Consider the following 21280-nt stretch of genomic DNA (forward strand, 5'->3'; position numbering starts at 1 on the left):
CAGCGTAGGTCGGCCGGCGGGTTCCGGCTGAACAGGAGCGCGCGGGCTGTTAGCGTTCGAGGTGTGTCGGAACCCCACCAGGTGCGCATCGGCAACCAGCAGCGCGAAGCGGCCATCAGCGCGCTCAACGACCACTTCGCGGCGGGCCGCCTGGAGATCGGCGAGTACGAGCAGCGGGTCGGCTACGCGACCGCCGCCGAGACCGCCGCCGAGCTGATGGCCCTGTTCCACGACCTGCCGCAACCCCACCCCCAGTTGCAGCTCCCGCCGCAGACGCACTACGCGCCGCCGACCGACTACGCCACCCCGCCACCGGGCTACGCCGCGCCGGGCTACCCGAACCCCGGCTACCCGGGCCAGGGCCACCCGGGCCCGGACTACGGGTACGCCCCGCCGCCGGGCTTCCACCCGAACGCGCCCTACGGCGTCGACCCGCTGACCGGGCAGCCGCTGTCGGACAAGTCGCGCATCGCGGCCGGCGTGCTGCAACTGGTGCTGCCGTTCGGCATCGGCCGGTTCTACATCGGCGACACCGGCATCGGCGTGGCCCAGCTGCTGACCTGCGGCGGGTGCGGGCTCTGGTCGTTGATCGACGGAATCATCCTGCTGGTCAACGGCGGGACCGACGCCCAGGGCCGCAAGCTCCGCGACTAGCGCCGGTCCTCCAGGCCCGGCTCACAGGGCCAGGTTGCGGACGAGCATCCAGACCACCGCGAGCGCCACCACCGGCACCCCCACCTGGGGGGACAGTGGTGGCGTTCGCTCGTCACGGCGAGCGGCGCGCAACCAGCGGAACCAGAGCCACGCGAGCAGCGGCAACCCGGCCACCAGCATCACGGCGTTGAGGTGCCACGCGGTCGCGAAGTCGCCGTGGAGCAGAGCGTGCACCATCCGCGTGGACCCGCAGGCAGGACACTGGATGCCGGTCAACGCGTAGAGCGGACACGGCGGCCACATTGACCCGGGCCCGTTGGGGTCGAAGAACACCAACCCCACCCCGGCCCCCACAGCCGCCACCGCGACAGCGACCGGCCCCCGCACACCCATGCCACCCAGTGTCCCGCACGGACGAAACCACCACACCCGAGGCACCCGACACGCCCGCGCCCGGCGAGTCGCGCGTTCGCACTCGGCGAGTTGCACGTTCATCGGCGAGTCGCGCATTCGCGCCCGGCAAGTCGCCCGTTGACGTTCGGCGAGTCTCGCGTTCGTCGGCGAGTCGCGCGTTCGCCGCCCGCGAGGACTTCTCCTCGCGGGCGGCGAACCTGCGTCCGGACCGGACCCGTCGGGCGGGCGTCAGCCGGTGCGGGTGTCAGCTGGTCCGAGAGGCGAACTTCGTCGGGCGGTCGGTGAAGGGGGCGTCCGCCGGGCGGCCCTGGGCCCGGCCCGACAGCACCGCCTGCGCCGCCAGCACCCCGGCCACCGCCGCGCCGTTCACGATCTCGCCCGCGAGCGCCATCGCCACCGCGTCGTCCAGCGGGACCTTCCGCATCTCCAGGTCCGCCTCCTCCTCGCCCATCAGCTCCCGCTCGACGTCGGAGAGCCCGCGGGCAAGGAACACCCGCACCACCTCGTCGGTGAACCCGGGCGACGCGGCCACGTCGACCAGTGTCACCCACTCCCGCGCCGCGAGCCCGACCTCCTCCACCAGCTCCCGCCGAGCCGCCTCCACGGGCTGCTCCGCCGGCGAGTCGAGCAGCCCGGCCGGCAGCTCCCAGAGCCGCTTGCCCAGCGGGTGCCGGTACTGGTGGATCAACGTGACCAGGCCGTCGTCGTCCACCGCCGCCACCGCGACGGCGCCCAGGTGCTCGACCACCTCGCGCGAGGCCGTCGCGCCGTCGGGCATGACGACCTCGTCGACGCGCAGCCCGACGACCCGTCCGATGTGCACGTCCCGCGAGGAGACGGTCGTGAACTCGTGCCTCACTTCGCGGCTCCGGCGGTCTCGGGCAGCGGCAGCCGGTCGGCGAGCCGGTAGTCCAGCGCCGCCTTCACGAACGCCGAGAACAGCGGGTGCGGCTTGGTCGGCCGGCTCTTGAGCTCCGGGTGCGCCTGGGTGGCGACGAAGAACGGGTGCACGTCCTCGGGCAGCTCCACGAACTCGACCAGCCGGCCGTCCGGCGACGTCCCGGAGAACACCAGCCCGGCCTCGCCCAGCTTGTCCCGGTAGGCGTTGTTCACCTCGTAGCGGTGGCGGTGCCGCTCGGAGACCTCGGCCGCGCCGTACGCGCGCGCCACCTGCGAGCCGGGCGCGAGCTTGGCCGGGTACGCGCCCAGGCGCATGGTGCCGCCCATGTCGCGCTGCCCGGCGACCACGTCCTGCTGGTCGGCCATGGTGCTGATCACCGGCGACCCGCCCTCGTCGAACTCGGCCGAGTTGGCGTCGGTGATGCCCGCGAGGTTGCGCGCCGCCTCGATCACCAGGCACTGCAACCCCAGGCACAGCCCCAGCAGCGGGATGCCGCGGGTGCGCGCGTAGGTGATCGCGCCGATCTTGCCCTCGATGCCGCGCACCCCGAACCCGCCGGGGATCAGCACGCCGTCGAGCCCGGCCAGCGCGTGCGCCGCGCCGGAGGGCGTCTGGCACTCGTCGGACGGCACCCAGACGACCTCGACCTTGGCGTGGTTGGCGAACCCGCCGGCGCGCAGCGCCTCGGTGACCGACAGGTAGGCGTCGGGCAGGTCGACGTACTTGCCGACCAGCCCGATCCGGACCCGCTCGGACGGGTTGTGCACGCGGTCGAGCAGGTCGCCCCACACCGTCCAGTCGACGTCGCGGAACGGCAGCCCGAGCCGGCGCACCACGTAGGCGTCGAGGCCCTCGCCGTGCAGCACCTTGGGGATGTCGTAGATCGACGGCGCGTCGACCGCGGCGACCACGGCCTCGTTGTCGACGTCGCACATCAGGCCGATCTTGCGCTTGAGCGCGTCCGGGATCTCCCGGTCCGCGCGGCACACGATGGCGTCGGGCTGGATGCCGATGTTGCGCAGCGCGGCGACCGAGTGCTGGGTCGGCTTGGTCTTGAGCTCGCCGGACGGCGCGAGGTACGGGACCAGCGACACGTGCAGGAAGAACACGTTGTCGCGGCCCACGTCGTGCCGGACCTGGCGGGCGGCTTCGAGGAACGGCAGCGACTCGATGTCGCCCACGGTCCCGCCGACCTCGGTGATGACGACGTCGGGCACGACCCCGTCCGGGCCGGGCTCGGCCATCGCCCGGATCCGCCGCTTGATCTCGTCGGTGATGTGCGGGATCACCTGGACCGTGTCGCCGAGGTACTCGCCGCGCCGCTCCTTGGCGATGACCTCGGAGTACACCTGGCCGGTGGTGACGTTGGCGTCCCCGGACAGGTCACGGGCGAGGAACCGCTCGTAGTGACCGATGTCGAGGTCGGTCTCCGCGCCGTCGTCGGTGACGAACACCTCGCCGTGCTGGAAGGGGTTCATCGTGCCGGGGTCCACGTTGAGGTACGGGTCCAGCTTCTGCATGGTCACCCGCAGGCCCCGGGCGGTCAGCAACTGGCCGAGGCTGGAGGCGGTGAGTCCCTTGCCCAACGAGGAGGCCACGCCCCCGGTGACGAAAACGTGCTTGGTCGTACGTGCCTGAAGCACCAAGGAGGCTCCCCGTGGTCTGAAAGTTCCGCAGGGCAACCGGCCCTGTCCACGGGCCCTAACGCTAACACGCCACCGGTCACCGAGCGCGCCCGTGGTCCGCCAACTCGTCACTCGGATGGCCTAGCCCGGACCGCGGCGGGCGGGACCACCGCCCCGACCTGCCGCCCACCGGCCGAGGACCGGCCGGTCCGGGCTCCGTGGCGGGGCGTGTCCGGCCGGGCCGGCACGCCACCGGAACGTGTGACCCGTCGGGCTCCACCTTTCGCCGGCGACCCGGGGTCCGAATGGCCGCCGGTGTGGCACGATCGCGCAGGTGACGAGCAAATCAGCCGCGGATCACCTGCGCGACCTCGCGCGGCTGCGGCGCGTCCGCGACCGGATCGACCGGGAGTACGCGCAGCCGCTGGACGTCGAGGCGTTGGCCCGGGGTGCCCACATGTCCGCCGGCCACCTCAGCCGCGAGTTCCGCAACGCCTACGGCGAGTCGCCGTACGGCTACCTGATGACGCGCCGCATCGAGCGCGCGATGACGCTGCTGCGCCGCGGCGACCTCAGCGTCACCGAGGTCTGCTTCGCGGTCGGCTGCTCCTCGCTGGGCACCTTCAGCACCCGCTTCACCGAGCTGGTCGGCGTGCCGCCGAGCACCTACCGCAACCAGGCCGCGCAGGCGACCGAGGGCATGCCGGCGTGCGTGGCCAAGCAGGTGACGCGACCGGTCAGGAATCGAGAAGCGCGGGCTTCGACCCCGACTTAATGTGGCCGCCATGGACATCACCATCCACCAGACCTACCTCCCGCACAACGACGTCACCGAGTCCCTGGCCTTCTACCGGGACACCCTCGGCTTCGAGGTCCGCAACGACGTCGAGTACGGCGGGGTGCACTGGCTCACCGTCGGTCCCGTCGGTCGGCCCGACTCGTCCATCGTGCTGCACCCGCCGGCCGCCGACCCCGGCGTCACCGAGGACGAGCGCGCCACCATCGCCGCCATGATGGCCAAGGGCACCTACGCCGGCGTCAACCTCGCCACCAAGGACCTCGACGCCACGTTCGCGCGGCTCCAGTCCGGTGACGCCGAGGTCGTGCAGGAGCCGACCGACCAGCCCTACGGCGTGCGCGACTGCGCGTTCCGCGACCCCGCGGGCAACCTGATCCGGATCCAGGAACTGCGCTGAGCGGACCCCCGCTCCCCACCCGACCCCGGTGGCGGCGGCCCACCGGCCCCCGCCACCGACCGCTTCCCCGACGCCACCCGCCGCAGCACTCGTCGGCGCCAGAACCCGTCACCGCACCGCTGAACACCGCTCCCGGCCGGCCGGGCGGACCGTTGCCGCGGCCCCGCCAGACAGAGGGAGACCCGACCAGCATGGCCAGGAAGACGACCCCGCCGCCCGCGCCCGAGCGGCACGAGGCCGACAGCCACGACCTGATCCGCGTGCACGGCGCCCGGGTGAACAACCTCAAGGACATCAGCGTCGAGCTGCCCAAGCGCAGGCTGACGGTGTTCACCGGCGTGTCCGGCTCGGGCAAGAGCTCGCTGGTGTTCAGCACGATCGCCGCCGAGTCGCAGCGGATGATCAACGAGACCTACAGCGCGTTCCTGCAGGGCTTCATGCCGACCCTGGCGCGGCCCGAGGTCGACGTGCTCGACGGCCTGACCACCGCGATCGTCGTGGACCAGCAGCGGATGGGCGGCGACCCGAGGTCCACGGTCGGCACCGCCACCGACGCCAACGCGATGCTGCGCATCCTGTTCAGCCGGATCGGCAAGCCCCACATCGGCTCGCCGCAGGCGTTCTCCTTCAACGTCGCCTCGATCAGCGGGGCGGGCGCGGTCTCGATGGAGCGCGCCGGCAAGACGGTAAAGGAGCGGCGCAGCTTCAGCGTCACCGGCGGCATGTGCCCGCGCTGCGAGGGCCGGGGTTCGGTGTCCGACATCGACCTCACCCAGCTCTACGACGACTCCAAGTCGCTGGCCGAGGGCGCGTTCACCATCCCGGGCTGGAAGTCCGACAGCTTCTGGACGGTGCGGGTCTACGCCGAGTCCGGCTTCGTCGACCCGGACAAGCCGATCCGCGAGTACACCAAGAAGGAGCTCAACGACTTCCTGTACAAGGACCCGGTCAAGGTGAAGGTCGACGGGGTGAACCTCACCTACGAGGGGCTGATCCCGAAAATCCAGAAGTCGTTCCTGGCCAAGGACAAGGAGTCGATGCAGCCGCACATCCGGGCGTTCGTGGACCGGGCGGTCACCTTCACCACGTGCCCCGAGTGCGCCGGCACCCGGCTCAGCGCGGGCGCCCGGTCGTCGAAGATCGCCGGGAAGAACATCGCCGACGCGTGCGCCATGCAGATCAGCGACCTGGCCGAGTGGGTCGGCGGGCTGGCCGAACCGTCGGTCGCGCCGCTGCTGGCGTCGCTGCACCACACGCTCCGGTCGTTCGTGGAGATCGGCCTGGGCTACCTGTCGCTGGACCGGCCGTCGGGCACGCTGTCCGGCGGCGAGGCGCAGCGGGTGAAGATGATCCGCCACCTCGGGTCGTCGCTGACCGACGTGACCTACGTGTTCGACGAGCCCACCACCGGCCTGCACCCGCACGACATCGAGCGGATGAACAACCTCCTGCTCCGGTTGCGGAACAAGGGCAACACGGTGCTGGTCGTGGAGCACAAGCCGGAGACGATCGTCATCGCCGACCACGTCGTGGACCTGGGCCCCGGCGCGGGCACCGGCGGCGGCACGGTGTGCTTCGAGGGCACGGTCGAGGGGCTGCGGGCGTCGGACACGATCACCGGCCGGCACTTCGACGACCGGGCGTCGGTCAAGGAAGCGGTGCGCGAGCCGCGCGGGGCGCTGGAGATCCGCGGCGCGTCGACGCACAACCTGCGCGACGTCGACGTCGACATCCCGCTCGGGGTGCTGGTCGTGGTCACCGGCGTCGCGGGCTCCGGCAAGAGCTCATTGGTGCACGGCTCGATCCCGGCGGGCGAGGGCGTGGTGTCGGTGGACCAGGGCGCGATCCGCGGCTCGCGGCGCAGCAACCCGGCGACCTACACCGGCCTGCTCGACCCGATCCGCAAGGCGTTCGCCAAGGCCAACGGCGTGAAGCCGGCGCTGTTCAGCGCGAACTCGGAAGGCGCCTGCCCGAACTGCAACGGCGCGGGCGTGGTCTACACGGACCTGGGCATGATGGCCGGCGTCGCGACCACGTGCGAGGAGTGCGAGGGCAAGCGGTTCGAGGCGTCGGTCCTGGACCACCACTTCGGCGGGCGCGACATCAGCGAGGTGCTGGCGATGTCGGTGACCGAGGCCGGGGAGTTCTTCGGACCGGGCGAGACCCACACGCCGGCCGCGCACGCGATCCTGGGCAGGCTGGCCGACGTCGGCCTCGGCTACCTCAGCCTGGGCCAGCCGCTGACCACCCTGTCCGGCGGCGAGCGGCAGCGGCTCAAGCTGGCCACCCACATGGCGGACAAGGGCGGCGTGTACGTGCTGGACGAGCCGACCGCCGGCCTCCACCTGGCCGACGTGGAACAGCTGCTGGGCCTGCTGGACCGCCTGGTCGACTCGGGCAAGTCGGTCATCGTGGTCGAACACCACCAGGCCGTGATGGCGCACGCCGACTGGATCATCGACCTGGGACCGGGCGCGGGCCACGGCGGCGGCCGGATCGTCTTCGAAGGCACCCCCGCCGACCTGGTAGCGGCCCGCTCCACCCTCACCGGCCAGCACCTGGCGTCCTACGTAGGCGCCTGACCCACTCCGCGACCGCGCCCCTTCACACGGCAGGGGCGCGGTCCGATCGGCTTCCGTTCACGCTCGCGGTGGCCGGGGGGCTGAGCCCGTCAACGGCACGAGTCAGGCAGCACGCACCCGACGGCGCTCGTCCGGGCAGCGGGCAGTCAGCCGGCCGAACGTCGCCCAGGACGAGGGCCGCCGGAGGCTCGCAGGCGGCCTTACCCGACTGCGCCGGGAGCTGGGGCTTCCGCATTCCCGGCCACTCCGTACCTCCCCGACTTGCCCTCCAGCTGTTCGCGCAGCGCCAGCACCGCCACCACCCGCCCGGCCGCCGTTCCGATGTTGTCCACGGTCGACAGGACCGACGTCGCCGCCGTGTCCGCCCGCACGACCCCCACCGCACCGGTCCCGTTCGCGGAACCCTCGCCGCCCACCAGGACCGTGCCGGCACCCGAGCGGTCCAGTTGGGTGGCGAACCTGGCGATCGTCGCCGCCCGGTCGCCGGCCGAGTCGCCGGACACCGCGCCTCCGGTCAGCACCACCGCCAGCTGGGCGGGCCGCAAGCCCTGGCCCGGCTTCACGAAACCGGCCGACGACAGGCCCGCCAGGGCCGACGCGCTCTCGTCCGGCGACGCCTGCGGCTGGTTGTTGTCCTTGTTCAGCAGCAGCAACGCCCCCAGCAACCCGCCCGCGCGGGTCCCGGGGTCGCCGCCGGTCGGGAGCTGGGTTCCGGCGGGCTGCAGCCGGGCCACCAGGTCGCGCAACTGGTCGGCCTTCTTCGGATCCGCGAACGCGTCCGTCAGCTGCAACTCGCCGGTCATCGTCGCCCCGGCCGTCCGGAGCAGTTCCGCCACCGCGTCGCGGTCATTCGGTTTCGCGTCCGCCGTCGTCACCAGGACGACCGTGCGCTCGGCCAACAGACCCTTCACCGCCAACGGCCCGATCGACGTCGCGAACCGGTCCGCGTCGGCGAGTTTCGCGTTCAACCCGTTCTGCGACGCCTGCAGGTCCGCGACTTCCTTGCCCAGCGACGAATTGTCGTCGGTCAAGCCGGACAGCAGCCTGCTGCTGATCGCGGTCGACCCGAGGACCACCCCCACGGCCAACGCCAGGAACACCGCGGTGATCGAGACGATGTGGTAGCGCATCGAGATCATGAGAAGAACCCCTTGAACCAGTCGACGACGGACCGGAAACCGTCCACCGCCACATCGACGTACACCTGTCCCACCCCGGACACCGCCAGCGCCGCCGCCATGGCCACCACGGCGGCGAGCACCAGCAGCAACATCACGCCGAGCGACACCCGGCTGCGGTGCAGCGTGGCCACCGCCTCGCCGTCCACCAGCTTGCTGCCCAGCTTCAACCTGGTCAGGAACGTGGACGGGTTGGAACCCGAGTGCCCCCGGTCCAGGAACTCGCGCAACCCGGCCCGCAACCCGACCGTCACGACCAGCGACGCGCCGTGCGCCTCGGCCAGCAGCAGCGCCAGGTCCTCCGCGTTCCCGGTCGCCGGGAACGTCACCGCGCCGATCCCCAGGTCCTGGATGCGCTCCAGGCCGGGCGCGTGGCCGTCGGTCTGCGCGGGCACGACGACCTCCCCGCCGGCCTTCAACGTCTCGGTGCCGATGCCGTCCGGGTCGCCGACGATGATGTCCGGCTTGTACCCGGCGTCGTGCAGGGTGTCCGCACCCGCGTCGACGCCGACCAGCACCGGCCGGTACTCGCGGATGTACTTGCGCAGCTTGCGCAGCTCCTCGGCGTGCTTCGAACCGCCCGCGACGATCAGCACCTGCCGGTCGCGCACCGGGACGAACACCTCGGGGACGCCGATGCCGTCGAGGATCAGGGCGCGTTCGCGGCGCAGGAACTCGATGGTGTTGGCGGAGAACGCCTCCAGCTGCGCGGCCATCCCGGCCTTCGCCTCGATCATCGCGTCGGCGATGGACTCGGCGCTCTGCTCGACGCCGCGCCCGACCTCCTTCTCGCCCGCGTAGACCGCGCCCTCGTGCAGCCGCAGCTTGGTGCCGTCCTTCAACTCCCGCAGCACGCCGGTGCCGACGCCGTCGATCAGCGGGATGCCCGCCTCGATCAGCAGCTCGGGCCCGAGGTTGGGGAACCGGCCGGAGATCGACGGCGACGCGTTGACCACGCCCACGACCTCGGCGCTGACCAGCGCCTCGGCGGTGCGGCGGTCGATGTCGACGTGGTCGAGCACCGCGATGTCCCCCGGACTGAGCCGCCGCAGCAGGTCGCCGGACCGACGATCGACCCGCGCCACCCCGGTGACACCTGGCAGTTCGTGGTTCGCGCGGCTGAGCAACCCGGAGAGCTTCATTACCCGATGGTGACTCACGTCGCGGCTGGTTCCGGGCTAACACGCCGTGCGGTCCGGCCAGGTCAGCCAGGTCACTGCTCCACAGTGGACGGATTACCCCCGGTCGGGGGATGTCCCGCCCGTCCGATCGACCGCCGGTCGGGTCGTGGAGTCACCGGTGGAATCACCAGCGAAGTCGCCGGAGGAGTCGCCAGAGGAGTCACGAGTGGAGCCGGCGCCGGAGGCGTCGCCAAGACCGGCGGCGGTGTCCGAGGGGGCAGTGGCGGCGGCTCCCGGGACCGGGATGCCGAACGGGGGTGTGTCGTCGTCGGCGTCGAGCTGGTAGACCACCGGGCCTTCGGGGCGGGGTGCGCGCGGCGGCCAGTCCTGCACCAGCAGCGTCCCCACCAGCAGCACCACGCACGCGGTGATCAGCGTCCACAGGCCCGCGCCGATGACCCAGTGGTACTTCGGCGACGGTTCCCGGCCGCCGCCGAACAGACCGATCACCGTGGTCGCCACGGCCCACGCGGTGGCCCCGACCACACCGATCGCCAGCGCCGCCGCCACCCGGCCGACGATCGCGAGCCGGGCCGAGCGGAACGGGGTCAGCGCGGCGAACGCGGCCAGCACCCCGGCCACGACCAGCGCGTACCCCCACTGCGGACTGGGCTGCGGGCCGGACGGCGCGCGCTCGGACTTGAACTCGACGCTCCACGGGGTGAACCCGAACCCGCCGGAGCCGGGCGTGCTCGGCCCCTCCAGCCGGTACAGCTCCAGACCGCACCCCGCGAACACCAGCAGCGCGCCCACGGCCAACGCGATCGCGCCCGACGCCTTGCGCGTCACGGGCCGGTCCTGCCTCGCGGCTCGCCCGCCTGCGGGCCGGGGTCGGCGAACGACGTGGCCGGCAGCTCCGCGACGGGGATGCCGAACGGCGGCGTGTCGTCGTCGTCGAGCTGGTAGACCACCGGGCCTTCGGGGCGGGGCGCGCGCGGCGGCCACTCCTGCACGAGGAGCCCGCCGACGACCGCCAGCACGCTCGCCGCCAGCAGCACCGACGTCCCGAGCCCGAGGGTCGGGGTGATCTCCAGGCCGTTGCCGGGCGACTCGGTCAGGTAGGTGGCGAACGCGTAGTGCGCGACCGCCCACGTGCTGCCCAGCAGCAGCACCGACCCGGCGAACGCGGTCAGCCTGCCCCACAGCACCCCGACGCGGAGCGCGCCGAGCACCATCAGCAGCGCGCCGACGACCATCGGCACGGCGTAGAGCGCCTGCCGCCCGAACACGCCTTGGCCGTTGTTGCTGCGCACTTCCCAGGAGGTCTGCTCGATCGTCATCGACGCCGGGTCGCCGAACTCCCACACCTGCGTGTACAGCGGCAGGAACGTCCCGACGAACACCAGCGGCGCGGCGACCAGCAGCGCCACCACGCCCAGCACCCGCCGGTTCACGTCGTGCGCTCCGGCGGCGTGCCGACGACCGGCCCGGCGGAGGGCTCCGGAGCGGCAGCCGGTCGTCGCAGGTACCCCTCAGGTAGCACCGGCACCGAGATGCCGAACGGCGGTGTCGCGGTGTCGGTGTCCACGTCGTCCTCCAACTGGCGCACGATCACGCCCTCCGGGGCCGGGGCCGGCGGCTTGGCGTGCAGGTACGCGGTGGCCGCGATCGCCACCACGCACGCCGCCACCAGCAGCCACAACCCCGCGCCGTACTCGTAGTCGACCCTCGCCCGCGCGTCCCGGAAGCTCGGCGACAGACTGGCCGAGACGACCATGAACGTGGTCCACACCGAGCCTGCGAGCAGCCCGGTCGCGGCGACCGCCGTGTACCGGCCGGCCTGCCGCTGGTGCGCCGGCAGGAACACCAGGGCGGCGCCGACGACCAGCAGGACGGCGGCGATCACCACCGGCACGCCGGTCTGGGCACCGGCCGCGATGCCGCCGAGCTCGGCGGGTTCGCTGCGGGTGCCCCACCCGGTCGTGGTGAACCCGAACCGGGTGTCGCGCCCCAGCCCGGTGCCGATCCAGCTGAACGGGAGGAAGGTCGCCAGGACCGCGGTCGCGGCGGCGATCACCGCGAGGACGACCCCCAGCGCCCTCCGGCTCACTTCTTCTTCTTCCGCCGCACCACCGGCGCGCTGTCCTTGTCGGCCTTCGCCGCGGCCAGCAGTTCCTCGGCGTGCGCCCGGCCGGTGTCGGTGGAGTCCATGCCCGCCAGCATGCGGGCGAGCTCGACCACGCGCTGCGCGTCGTCCAGCACCCGGACCCCGGACCGGGTGAGGATCCCGTCGGCGGTCTTGTCCACCACCAGGTGCCGGTCGGCGAACGCGGCGACCTGCGGCAGGTGGGTGACCACGATGACCTGGTGGCTGCGCGCCAGCCGGGCCAGCCTGCGGCCGACCTCGACCGCGGCCCGGCCGCCGACACCGGCGTCGACCTCGTCGAACACCAGGGTGGGCACCGGGTCGGAGTGCGAGAGCACGACCTCCAGCGCGAGCATCACCCGGGACAGCTCGCCGCCGGACGCGCCCTTGTGCACCGGCAGCGCGGGCGCGCCGGGGTGCGCGATCAGCCGCAGCTCCACGTCGTCCACGCCGGACGCGCCGGCGTGCAGCGACCGGCCGCCGACCGTCACGGCCTGCTGGTCGCCCGCGTCGGCGACCCGCGGCCGGACGACCACCTCGACGTTCGCGTGCGGCATGGCCAGCCCGGTCAGCTCCTCGGACACCGCCTTGCCCAGCTCCGCGGCGGCCGCGGTGCGCTCCGCGGTGACCTGCTCGGCGTACCCGGCCAGCTCCACGGCCAGCGCGTCGCGGCGCGCGGCGAGCGCCGCCAGCGCCTCGTCCGAGGTGTCCAGCCCGGCCAGCCGGGAAGCCGCGTCGGCCGCCCACGCGATCACGCCGTCCACGTCGGCCGCGTACTTGCGGGTCAACGCCTTCAGCTCGGCCTGGCGGGCCAGCACGTGCTCCAGCCGGGCCGGGTCGGCGTCCAGGTGCTCCAGGTAGGACACGATCTCCGCGCCCACGTCGGTGAGCAGCGTCTCCGCCTCGATCAGCCGGGGCTCCAGGTCGCGCAGCTTCGGGTCCTCCGAGGACGCGAGCCGGCGGCGCGCCTCGCCGATCAGGCCGAGCGCGCCGGGCGTGTCCGGGTCGCCGTCGGGCGAGCCCGCCACCGCGTACTGGGCGCCGGACGCGGCTTCGCGCAGCTGGTCGGCGTCGACCAGCCGGCGCGCCTCGTCGTGCAGCTCGACGTCCTCGCCGGACTTCGGGTCGACGGCGGAGATCTCGGTCAGCCCGTGCCGCAGCAGCTCGGCCTCGCGCGCCAGTTCGCGCGCCTTCTCGGTGCGCTCGGTGAACTCGGCGGCGACCTTGAGCCACTGCTCGCGGATCTTCTGGTACTTGCGCAGCGGCGCGCCCACGTCGTCACCCGCGAACCGGTCCAGCACCGCGCGCTGCTCGGTCGGGCGCAGCAGCCGCAGCTGGTCGTTCTGCCCGTGCACGGCCAGCAGCTGCTCGGCCAGCTCGGCCAGCACGCCCACCGGCACCGACCGACCGCCCAGGTGGGCGCGGGACCGGCCGTCGGCACCGACGGTGCGGATGGCGATCACGCTGCCGTCGTCGTCGGGTTCGCCGCCGACCTCCTCGGCGACCTTCGCGGCCGGACTGCCGGCCGTCGCCCGGAACCGGCCCTCGACCACGGCCTTGTCCGCGCCGTTGCGCACGCGGGACGCCTCCGCCCGGCCACCACCGAGCAGGTGGAGGCCGGTGACGACCATGGTCTTGCCGGCGCCGGTCTCCCCCGTCACCACGGTGAAGCCCTCGGCGAGTTCAAGGGTGGCCTCGTCGATCACACCGAGGCCCTGGATGCGCATCTCGGCCAGCACAGCGCGCACACTACTGGGCGACCGGTGCGCCTGGTGCGTTCGGGTGGGAGTGTCGGGCGAACAAGTGTTCTACTCGGCGAGCGGACCCCGCCACCCCTGCACGGGCAGTGAGAACTTCTCCACCAGCCGGTCGGTGAACGGCCCTTCGCGCAGCCGGACCAGCCGCAGCGGCGTCGCACCGCCCCGGACCTCGACCCGCGCGCCCGCCGGCAGCCCGATCGTGCGCCGCCCGTCCGCGCAGAGCACCGCCGGGTGCCCGCCCGGGTCGATCTCCAGCGCGACCACCGACGTCGGCGACACCACCAGCGGCCGGGCGAACAGCGCGTGCGCGTTCGACGGCACGACCAGCAGCGCGTGCACGTCCGGCCACACCACCGGCCCGCCCGCGGAGAACGCGTACGCGGTGGACCCCGTCGGGGTCGCCACCAGCACGCCGTCGCAGCCGAACGCCGACACCGGCCGGCCGTCCACCTCCACCACGACGTCCAGGATGCGTTCCCGCGAGCTCTTCTCCACGCTCGCCTCGTTGAGCGCCCACGTGCCCGCGAACTCCTCGCCGTCCACGGACGCGGTGATGTCCACCGTCATCCGCTCCTCGACCTCGTAGGTCCGCTCGATGACGTGGGCGATCGCCTCGAACAGCGCGTCGGAGTCGGCCTCGGCGAGGAACCCGACCCGGCCCAGGTTCACCCCGAGCACCGGGACGCCCGCCGCGCGCGCCAGTTCCGCCGCGCGCAGCAGCGTGCCGTCGCCGCCGAGCACGAACACCAGCTCGGTGCCCTCGGCCGCGTTGTCGTCGGCGGTCACGACCTGCGCGTAGCAGGACCGGTCCAGCTCGGCCGCCTCGTCCTTGAGCACCCGCAGCCGCACGCCGGCCGCCGCGAACCGCCGCGCCACCTCCTGCGCGACCAGCACGTTGCTCGGCCGGCCGGTGTGCACGACCAGCAGGATCTCCCGATCACCGACCGCCCCGGCCACCGCCTCACACGGCACCGCGTCCCCGGTCACCGCATCTCCGGCCACCACACCACCGGTGCCGGCGTCGCTGCCGGCACCGGCCCCGGTCCCGGCGTCGCCGGTCGCCCCGGGCCTGGTCACAGCGTCCCCGGTCATTGCGTCCCCGGTCATTGCGTCCCCGGTCATTGCGTCCCCGGTCATTGGGGTCCTTCCGCGACCGCGGCGCGCACGAGCGCGTCGGCGGCCTCCACGTCCAGCGGATCGCCGCGGCGCAGCCAGGCGAAGAACTCGACGTTGCCGGACGGGCCCGGCAACGGGCTCGCCGTCACGCCGTGCAGCCGCAGCCCGATCTCCGCCGCCGCGGCCACCACGTCCAGCACGGCCTCCGCGCGCAGCCCGGGGTCGCGGACGACGCCGCCCGACCCCAGCCGTTCCTTGCCCACCTCGAACTGGGGTTTCACCATCGGCAGCAGATCGCCCTCCTCGTCGAGGCACGCGGCCAGCGCGGGCAGCACCAGCCTCAACGAGATGAACGAGAGATCCGCCACCACCAGTTCAACCGGACCGCCGATGTCCTCCGGCGTCAACGCCCGCACGTTGGTCTTGTCCTTGACCACGACCCGGTCGTCGGTGCGCAGCCGCCAGTCCAACAGCCCCCGGCCCACGTCGGCCGCGACCACCTGGCGCGCGCCGGCGCGCAGCAGCACGTCGGTGAAACCGCCGGTGGACGCGCCCGCGTCCAGGCAGCGCCGGCCCCCGACGGTGATCGCGGGGAACCGCTCCAACGCGCCGACCAGCTTGTGCGCGCCCCGCGACGCCCAGTTCGGGTCGTCGGTCTCGCGCACCACCAGCGCGGTGTCCAGTTCGACGGCGGTGGCGGGTTTCGTCGCGACCGTGCCGCGGATCGTCACCCGGCCGTCGGCGACGAGTTGACTCGCGTGCTCCCGTGACCGGGCCAGCCCGCGGCGGACCAGTTCGGCGTCCAGCCGAGCCCTGCGCGGCACCGGATCACACCTTGTCGATGCTGGACAGCGCCACCGTCAGGGCGGTGTGCGCGTCGTCGAACCGGGCCACGTGCTCGGCCACGTCGAGCTGCTCCAGCCCGTCCAGCGCGGCGAGCGCGGCGTCGATGCCGTCCACCGGATCACGCGGCGGTCCGGGGAGGGGAACTTCGAAGTTCACCGTTTCACGGTAGCCGATCGAGCACCGACAGGTCCGCCGCGACGTAGGTCGGCCGAAGGTGCGGCGGCAGCGCGGCGGCGTCGGCTTCGGTCGACACCCCGGTGAGGACGAGCAGCGAGTCCAGACCGGCGTTCACCGCACCGAGGATGTCGGTGTCCAGCCGGTCGCCGACCACCAGCGGGCGCTGCGCGCCCAACGACTTCGCGGCCTGCTCCAGCAAGGGCGTCGCGGGCTTCCCGGCGACGAGGGGTTCGGCACCGGTGGCGGTCTTGAGCGCGGCCACCAGCGACCCGTTGCCGGGCAGCAGGCCGCGTTCGGTCGGCAGGGTCGCGTCGACGTTGCACGCCACCCACCGCGCGCCCGCCCGGATCGCCAGCGCCGCCTCGGCGAGCTCGCGCCACCCGAGGTCCTGGGACAGGCCCTGCACGACGGCAGCCGCGCCCTCGGCCGTGCGGACGGGCGTGAAACCACACCGGCGCACCTCGTCGGCGAGCGCGTCGGTGCCGAGCACGAGGACACCCGCCCCCGGGCCGACCAGGTCGGGCAGCATCGCCGCCGCGGCCTGGGCACTGGTGCTCACCTCGTCCAGCGCGGCGCGGAACCCGATCTCGGTCAGGTGGTCGGCGACGTCCTGCGGCGACCGCGTCGCGTTGTTGGTGACGAACCGGATCCCGATCCCCCGCCCACGAGCCGCCGCCACCGCCTCCACCGCTCCCGGCACCGCGTCGTGGCCTCGGTAGACCGTGCCGTCGAGGTCGAGCAGCAGCGCGTCGTAACGGTCCAGTAGCACGGTTCCCCCGTCGTCATCGGCCGTCCGGACACGTCGTCCGGACACGACAGTGGCCCGCCCGCGAACGGACGGGCCACTGTCCCGGTCAATCCTGCCCCATTAGGGCCGGTCCCGGGGTTCGCGCTCCCCGGTCGACCACCCCGGCGGCACGCCCCGGGCGCTCAGTCCTGGGTGCTTAGTCCTGGGTGCTCAGTCCTGGGGGCTCAGTCCTGGGGGCTGAGGTCGAACGCGCGCTCGGCGGCGTCGGTCTCGTTGTCGTCATCGGCCTGGGCGGCGTTGAGGAACCACTTCACGGCCTCCTCGGTACGACCGGCGGCGGCCAGGTTGTCGGCGTAGGCGTAGAACAGCCGCGCGCTCCACGGGTCCCGGCGCTTCGGGTCCAGGTCGTCGCCCTGGAGGGCGACCACCGAGGCGTCGAACTGCCCCATGTCCCGCCGGGCACCGGCCGCGACGATCCGCAGCTCCACCGCGTCCTCGGGATCCAGGGTGACCCCCTGCGCCTCGCGGGCGAGCTCGATGGCCCGCTCGGGACGACCCAGGGCGCGCTCGCAGTCGGCCATGACGGCGAGGTGCCCCGCACCGTGCGTCATCCGCCGCGCCGCCCGCAGCTCGGAGAGGGCTTCCGCCCACTCCCCGGCGTAGTAGGCGGTCAACCCGGCCGCTTCCCGGACCACACCGACCCGCGCGGCCTTGGTGCGCGCGTAGCGGGCGTGCTCCAGGGCGAGCTCGGGCTCGCTGTCGATCAGGATCCCGGCCGCGGCGAGGTGCCGTCCGACGATCTCGGCAAGCCCCTTGGGCAGCCCGCGCAGCTCCTGCTTCACCTCGGGGTCGAGGATGGAGATGTCCGCGTCCTCGGGCAGCTCCGGAGTCCGGGCCCGCGTGTACTCCCCGCCCTCTTCACGCCGCTGCCCCGCGTCACCACGGTCTTCCACGTCACCGTCGTCAGAACCACGACCTTCGGCGCCACGGTCGTCGCTGTCGTCGTCCTGGTCGGCGTCGTCCTCGTCGTCCGAGTCATCGTCCAACTCGGCGTCGGCGTCGGCGTCGGCGTCGGCGTCGTCCAGCTCGTCACGGTCGCTGTCACCGCCGGCGGTCGGGACGTCGTCACGGTCGTCCACCGAGTCCTGGTCACCCGAGTCCTTGCCGGACGGGCTCACCGACTCCGAAGCGACCGGAGCGCCGGCGTCGCCGGACGCACCGTCGACCACGACCGTGCCATCGGCCAGGACGGCCGACTCGACGGCCGCGTCACCGGCGACGTCATCGGTCTGCGCGACCCGGTCCTGGAAGCGCGCGGCCCGCTCACGGCTCCGCTCGTCACGCTTGACGTCCTTGCGGTCGTCACGGCGGTCATCCCGACGGACCGGACCACGATCGTCACGCTGCGGGTAACCACCACGGTCGTCACGCGAGCGGGAGTCACGCCGATCCGCGCCACCACTGCGGTTGTCCCGAGTCTGGTAGCCGCCCCGGTCCTCCCGAGGCTTGTACTCACGACGTTCACCACCACGGTCATCGCGCGGCTTGAACTCCCGACGCTCACCACCGCGATCGTCACGGGGCTTGAACTCGCGACGCTCACCACTGCGGTTGTCACGCGGCTGGTAACCACCACGGTCGTCGCGCGGCTTGAACTCGCGACGTTCACCACCGCGATCGTCGCGCGGCTTGTACTCCCGACGCTCGCTACCCCGGTCGTCGCGGGGCTTGTACTCACGACGTTCTGCGCCCCGGTCGTCGCGGGGGCGGTACTCACGACGCTCCCCACCGCGATCGTCACGCGGCTTGAACTCGCGGCGCTCACCACTGCGGTTGTCACGCGGCTGGTACCCGCCACGGTCATCGCGGGGCTTGAACTCACGACGTTCCCCGCCCCGGTCGTCACGCGGCCGGAACTCGCGACGCTCGCCACCGCGATCGTCGCGAGGCTTGTACTCACGACGCTCGCCACCCCGATCGTCGCGGGGGCGGTACTCACGACGCTCGCCACCGCGGTCATCACGGGGCTTGAACTCACGACGCTCACCACTGCGGTTGTCACGCGGCTGGTAACCGCCACGATCATCGCGCGGCTTGTATTCGCGACGCTCGCCACCACGGCTGTCGCTGCGGCTGTCACTACGACTGTCGCGGGGCTGGTAGCCGCCGCGATCGTCACGGGGCTTGAACTCACGACGCTCACCGCTGCGGTTGCCGGTGAACCGGCTGCCGGAGCTGCGACTGTCACCGCCCGAACGGTTGTAGCCACCGCGGTCGTCGCGCGGCTTGTCGTAGCGCGGACGGTCCGTGGAAGGACGATCGGAGCGCGGACGGTCCGAGCGGCTGTCGTCACGCCGGAAACCATCGCGCCGGTTGCTGTCGTCGCGGTTGTAGCTGCCGCGGTCGTCACGGTTGCGGTCATCGCGGCTGCGGTCGCCGCCACGGGGCCGGTCGTCACGGCTGCGGTCGAAAGTCGGCTTGTTGTCATCGCGACGGGGATATCCGCCGCGGTCGCTCCTGCCGCTGTCACGCCCGGCGTTGTCGCGGCCGCTGTCGCGACCACCGCCGCTGCTGGGCTTGCGGCCTCCCTCGGCGCGGCCACCTTCGGAACGGCGCGGTCGGTCTCCCTGGCCACGCTGGCGGTCGCCTGGACGGTCCCCGAACCTCGACACCTGTAACTCCTCCTACTGTGGGCACGCCGAAAGGGCTTGTGACTTGAGCACATCTCGATGTGCCCCCACCACAAGCCCTTTCAGGGAAAAATTGTTCGGCGGCGTCCTACTCTCCCACACCCTCACGAGTGCAGTACCATCGGCGCTGGAAGGCTTAACTACCGGGTTCGGAATGGGACCGGGTGTTCCCCCACCGCTATGACCACCGAAACACTATGAAATTACCAACCCGTAGGCACCCCAACCCCGAGACCCAAATGGCCTGGGACCGTGGTGGTCCGGTTCGGTTCTTTCAGAACCGCACAGTGGATGCGTAGCATGTTTGTGAGCAAGTCCTCGGCCTATTAGTACCGGTCAACTCCAGCCGTTACCGGCCTTCCATCTCCGGCCTATCAACCCAATGGTCTCTTGGGGGCCTTACCCCACGAAGGGTGGGATACCTCATCTAGGAACAGGCTTCCCGCTTAGATGCTTTCAGCGGTTATCCCTTCCGAACGTAGCCAACCAGCAATGCCCTTGGCAGGACAACTGGCACACCAGAGGTCCGTCCGTCCCGGTCCTCTCGTACTAGGGACAGCCTTCCGCAAGTATCCTACGCGCGCGGCGGATAGGGACCGAACTGTCTCACGACGTTCTAAACCCAGCTCGCGTACCGCTTTAATGGGCGAACAGCCCAACCCTTGGGACCTACTCCAGCCCCAGGATGCGACGAGCCGACATCGAGGTGCCAAACCATGCCGTCGATATGGACTCTTGGGCAAGATCAGCCTGTTATCCCCGGGGTACCTTTTATCCGTTGAGCGACCACGCTTCCACAAGCCATGGCCGGATCACTAGTTCCGACTTTCGTCCCTGCTCGACCTGTCGGTCTCACAGTCAAGCCCCCTTGTGCACTTGCACTCGACACCTGATTGCCAACCAGGCTGAGGGAACCTTTGAGCGCCTCCGTTACCCTTTGGGAGGCAACCGCCCCAGTTAAACTACCCACCAGGCACTGTCCCTGATCCGGATCACGGACCGAGGTTAGACATCCAGTACGACCAGAGTGGTATTTCAACGACGACTCCACAACCACTGGCGTGGCCGCTTCACAGTCTCCCACCTATCCTACACAAGCCGAACCGAACACCAATACCAAGCTATAGTAAAGGTCCCGGGGTCTTTCCGTCCTGCCGCGCGTAACGAGCATCTTTACTCGTAGTGCAATTTCGCCGGGCCTGTGGTTGAGACAGTCGAGAAGTCGTTACGCCATTCGTGCAGGTCGGAACTTACCCGACAAGGAATTTCGCTACCTTAGGATGGTTATAGTTACCACCGCCGTTTACTGGCGCTTAAGTTCTCAGCCTCGCCCCGAAGAGCTAACCGGTCCCCTTAACGTTCCAGCACCGGGCAGGCGTCAGTCCGTATACATCGTCTTGCGACTTCGCACGGACCTGTGTTTTTAGTAAACAGTCGCTTCTCGCTGGTCTCTGCGGCCGAAAAATCCTAGCCCGCAAGGGGCTTCAAATCCCTCGGCCCCCCTTCTCCCGAAGTTACGGGGGCATTTTGCCGAGTTCCTTAACCACAGTTCGCCCGATCGCCTCGGTATTCTCTACCTGACCACCTGTGTCGGTTTGGGGTACGGGCCGCGTGAACACTCACTAGAGGCTTTTCTCGACAGCATGGGATCACCCTACTTCGCCTCAATCGGCTATGCATCACGTCTCAGCCTTGAATGCAGCACGGATTTGCCTATGCTGCGGCCTACACGCTTACACCAGTACTACCACTCACTGGCGGAGCTACCCTCCTGCGTCACCCCATCGCTTGACTACTACAAGTTCAGGTCCCGCGCTCCACATCGCCCCTCATCCGAAGAATCAGAGCGGGCTTCGGGCGGTTAGTATCACAAGGTTCGCCATGGGCGCGTTCACACGGGTACGGGAATATCAACCCGTTGTCCATCGACTACGCCTGTCGGCCTCGCCTTAGGTCCCGACTTACCCTGGGCGGATTAGCCTGGCCCAGGAACCCTTGGTCATCCGGCGGCAGAGTTTCTCACTCTGCTTTCGCTACTCATGCCTGCATTCTCACTCGTCCAGCCTCCACACCTGGATCACTCCGGCGCTTCGATGGCTGAACGACGCTCCCCTACCCATCCAGAC

The 21280-nt window shown here is 71.4% G+C and carries 19 protein-coding genes and 2 rRNA genes (1 of these 21 cut by a window edge); 5 read left to right on the forward strand and 16 right to left on the reverse strand.

Features of this window, described 5'->3' with window-relative positions:
• The first annotated feature begins 63 nt into the window (after positions 1 to 63).
• Positions 64 to 654, forward strand: a complete 591-nt coding sequence (locus BN6_RS31640) for a DUF1707 domain-containing protein (RefSeq protein ID WP_015103920.1) — start codon at positions 64 to 66, stop codon at positions 652 to 654.
• 21 nt (positions 655 to 675) lie between these two features.
• Here the strand turns inward: BN6_RS31640 and BN6_RS50085 are convergent, their stop codons facing one another.
• The 3 genes from BN6_RS50085 to BN6_RS31655 form a co-directional block, all read right to left on the reverse strand.
• Positions 676 to 1164 (reverse strand): DUF2752 domain-containing protein, encoded by a 489-nt coding sequence (locus BN6_RS50085; RefSeq protein WP_331712612.1) that lies wholly within the window; start codon positions 1162 to 1164, stop codon positions 676 to 678.
• Positions 1165 to 1312: 148 nt separating this feature from the next.
• Positions 1313 to 1927: an NUDIX domain-containing protein gene (locus tag BN6_RS31650; RefSeq protein ID WP_015103922.1), complete on the reverse strand. Its 615-nt coding sequence runs from the start codon at positions 1925 to 1927 to the stop codon at positions 1313 to 1315.
• The gene (locus tag BN6_RS31655; RefSeq protein WP_041314745.1) at positions 1924 to 3615 is read right to left on the reverse strand and encodes a CTP synthase; all 1692 of its coding nucleotides are present in this window, start codon (positions 3613 to 3615) and stop codon (positions 1924 to 1926) included. The genes BN6_RS31650 and BN6_RS31655 overlap by 4 nt, the downstream gene beginning before the upstream one ends.
• 313 nt (positions 3616 to 3928) lie before the next feature.
• Between BN6_RS31655 and BN6_RS31660 the strand changes: the two genes are divergently transcribed.
• From BN6_RS31660 to BN6_RS31670, 3 genes are all read left to right on the forward strand, one after another.
• On the forward strand, positions 3929 to 4369 hold the full coding sequence (locus tag BN6_RS31660) for a helix-turn-helix transcriptional regulator (RefSeq protein WP_015103924.1): 441 nt from the start codon (positions 3929 to 3931) through the stop codon (positions 4367 to 4369).
• A 10-nt stretch (positions 4370 to 4379) separates the two neighbouring features.
• Positions 4380 to 4790: a VOC family protein gene (locus tag BN6_RS31665; RefSeq protein ID WP_015103925.1), complete on the forward strand. Its 411-nt coding sequence runs from the start codon at positions 4380 to 4382 to the stop codon at positions 4788 to 4790.
• 191 nt (positions 4791 to 4981) lie between these two features.
• Positions 4982 to 7372, forward strand: a complete 2391-nt coding sequence (locus tag BN6_RS31670) for an ATP-binding cassette domain-containing protein (RefSeq protein WP_015103926.1) — start codon at positions 4982 to 4984, stop codon at positions 7370 to 7372.
• Positions 7373 to 7572: 200 nt separating this feature from the next.
• Here BN6_RS31670 and BN6_RS31675 read toward each other — a convergent pair whose 3' ends face one another.
• The 11 genes from BN6_RS31675 to BN6_RS48190 form a co-directional block, all read right to left on the reverse strand.
• Positions 7573 to 8511, reverse strand: coding sequence for a copper transporter (locus BN6_RS31675; protein WP_015103927.1), 939 nt, complete (start codon positions 8509 to 8511; stop codon positions 7573 to 7575).
• The gene (gene steA / locus BN6_RS31680; RefSeq protein WP_015103928.1) at positions 8508 to 9692 is read right to left on the reverse strand and encodes a putative cytokinetic ring protein SteA; all 1185 of its coding nucleotides are present in this window, start codon (positions 9690 to 9692) and stop codon (positions 8508 to 8510) included. Before steA ends, BN6_RS31675 begins: the two co-directional genes overlap by 4 nt.
• A gap of 93 nt (positions 9693 to 9785) precedes the next feature.
• Positions 9786 to 10520, reverse strand: a complete 735-nt coding sequence (locus tag BN6_RS31685) for a hypothetical protein (RefSeq protein WP_015103929.1) — start codon at positions 10518 to 10520, stop codon at positions 9786 to 9788.
• Complete coding sequence (locus tag BN6_RS31690) at positions 10517 to 11125, reverse strand: hypothetical protein (RefSeq protein ID WP_015103930.1); 609 nt, start codon at positions 11123 to 11125, stop codon at positions 10517 to 10519. The genes BN6_RS31685 and BN6_RS31690 overlap by 4 nt, the downstream gene beginning before the upstream one ends.
• On the reverse strand, positions 11122 to 11781 hold the full coding sequence (locus tag BN6_RS31695; protein ID WP_015103931.1) for a hypothetical protein: 660 nt from the start codon (positions 11779 to 11781) through the stop codon (positions 11122 to 11124). Before BN6_RS31695 ends, BN6_RS31690 begins: the two co-directional genes overlap by 4 nt.
• Complete coding sequence (recN, locus tag BN6_RS31700; protein WP_041314750.1) at positions 11778 to 13556, reverse strand: DNA repair protein RecN; 1779 nt, start codon at positions 13554 to 13556, stop codon at positions 11778 to 11780. Before recN ends, BN6_RS31695 begins: the two co-directional genes overlap by 4 nt.
• 69 nt (positions 13557 to 13625) lie before the next feature.
• Positions 13626 to 14669 (reverse strand): NAD kinase, encoded by a 1044-nt coding sequence (locus BN6_RS31705; protein ID WP_084672815.1) that lies wholly within the window; start codon positions 14667 to 14669, stop codon positions 13626 to 13628.
• Between the two features lie 41 nt (positions 14670 to 14710).
• Positions 14711 to 15517: a TlyA family RNA methyltransferase gene (locus BN6_RS31710; protein WP_015103934.1), complete on the reverse strand. Its 807-nt coding sequence runs from the start codon at positions 15515 to 15517 to the stop codon at positions 14711 to 14713.
• Positions 15518 to 15521: 4 nt separating this feature from the next.
• Positions 15522 to 15695, reverse strand: a complete 174-nt coding sequence (locus BN6_RS47520) for a hypothetical protein (RefSeq protein WP_015103935.1) — start codon at positions 15693 to 15695, stop codon at positions 15522 to 15524.
• A gap of 4 nt (positions 15696 to 15699) precedes the next feature.
• The gene (locus tag BN6_RS31715; protein WP_015103936.1) at positions 15700 to 16485 is read right to left on the reverse strand and encodes an HAD-IIA family hydrolase; all 786 of its coding nucleotides are present in this window, start codon (positions 16483 to 16485) and stop codon (positions 15700 to 15702) included.
• A 203-nt stretch (positions 16486 to 16688) separates the two neighbouring features.
• Entirely contained in the window at positions 16689 to 17306 is a 618-nt protein-coding gene (locus BN6_RS48190; protein ID WP_231904806.1) for a tetratricopeptide repeat protein, read from the reverse strand.
• Between BN6_RS48190 and BN6_RS48195 the strand changes: the two genes are divergently transcribed.
• A complete protein-coding gene (locus tag BN6_RS48195; protein WP_041314754.1) occupies positions 17250 to 19142 on the forward strand; it encodes a hypothetical protein in 1893 nt (630 codons plus the stop codon). The two genes, BN6_RS48190 and BN6_RS48195, sit on opposite strands and share 57 nt — an antisense overlap.
• An 87-nt stretch (positions 19143 to 19229) precedes the next feature.
• On the opposite strand, the gene rrf is transcribed toward BN6_RS48195, so the two are convergent.
• A 5S ribosomal RNA gene (gene rrf, locus BN6_RS31730) occupies positions 19230 to 19346 on the reverse strand.
• A 114-nt stretch (positions 19347 to 19460) separates the two neighbouring features.
• Positions 19461 to 21280 (reverse strand): 23S ribosomal RNA (locus BN6_RS31735) (it continues 1260 nt past the right edge of the window).

Origin of the sequence: Saccharothrix espanaensis DSM 44229, from assembly GCF_000328705.1 — a bacterium.
Taxonomy (GTDB): domain Bacteria; phylum Actinomycetota; class Actinomycetes; order Mycobacteriales; family Pseudonocardiaceae; genus Actinosynnema; species Actinosynnema espanaense.

Bases quoted from the DNA above. Each gene is read 5' to 3' on its own strand.
- BN6_RS50085 (WP_331712612.1), bottom strand. From the start codon at position 1,164: ATGCGCGACTCGCCGATGAACGTGCAACTCGCCGAGTGCGAACGCGCG.
- steA (WP_015103928.1), bottom strand. From the start codon at position 9,692: ATGAAGCTCTCCGGGTTGCTCAGCCGCGCGAACCACGAACTGCCAGGT.
- BN6_RS31705 (WP_084672815.1), bottom strand. From the start codon at position 14,669: ATGACCGGGGACGCTGTGACCAGGCCCGGGGCGACCGGCGACGCCGGG.
- BN6_RS31675 (WP_015103927.1), bottom strand. From the start codon at position 8,511: ATGATCTCGATGCGCTACCACATCGTCTCGATCACCGCGGTGTTCCTG.
- BN6_RS31665 (WP_015103925.1), top strand. From the start codon at position 4,380: ATGGACATCACCATCCACCAGACCTACCTCCCGCACAACGACGTCACC.
- BN6_RS31670 (WP_015103926.1), top strand. From the start codon at position 4,982: ATGGCCAGGAAGACGACCCCGCCGCCCGCGCCCGAGCGGCACGAGGCC.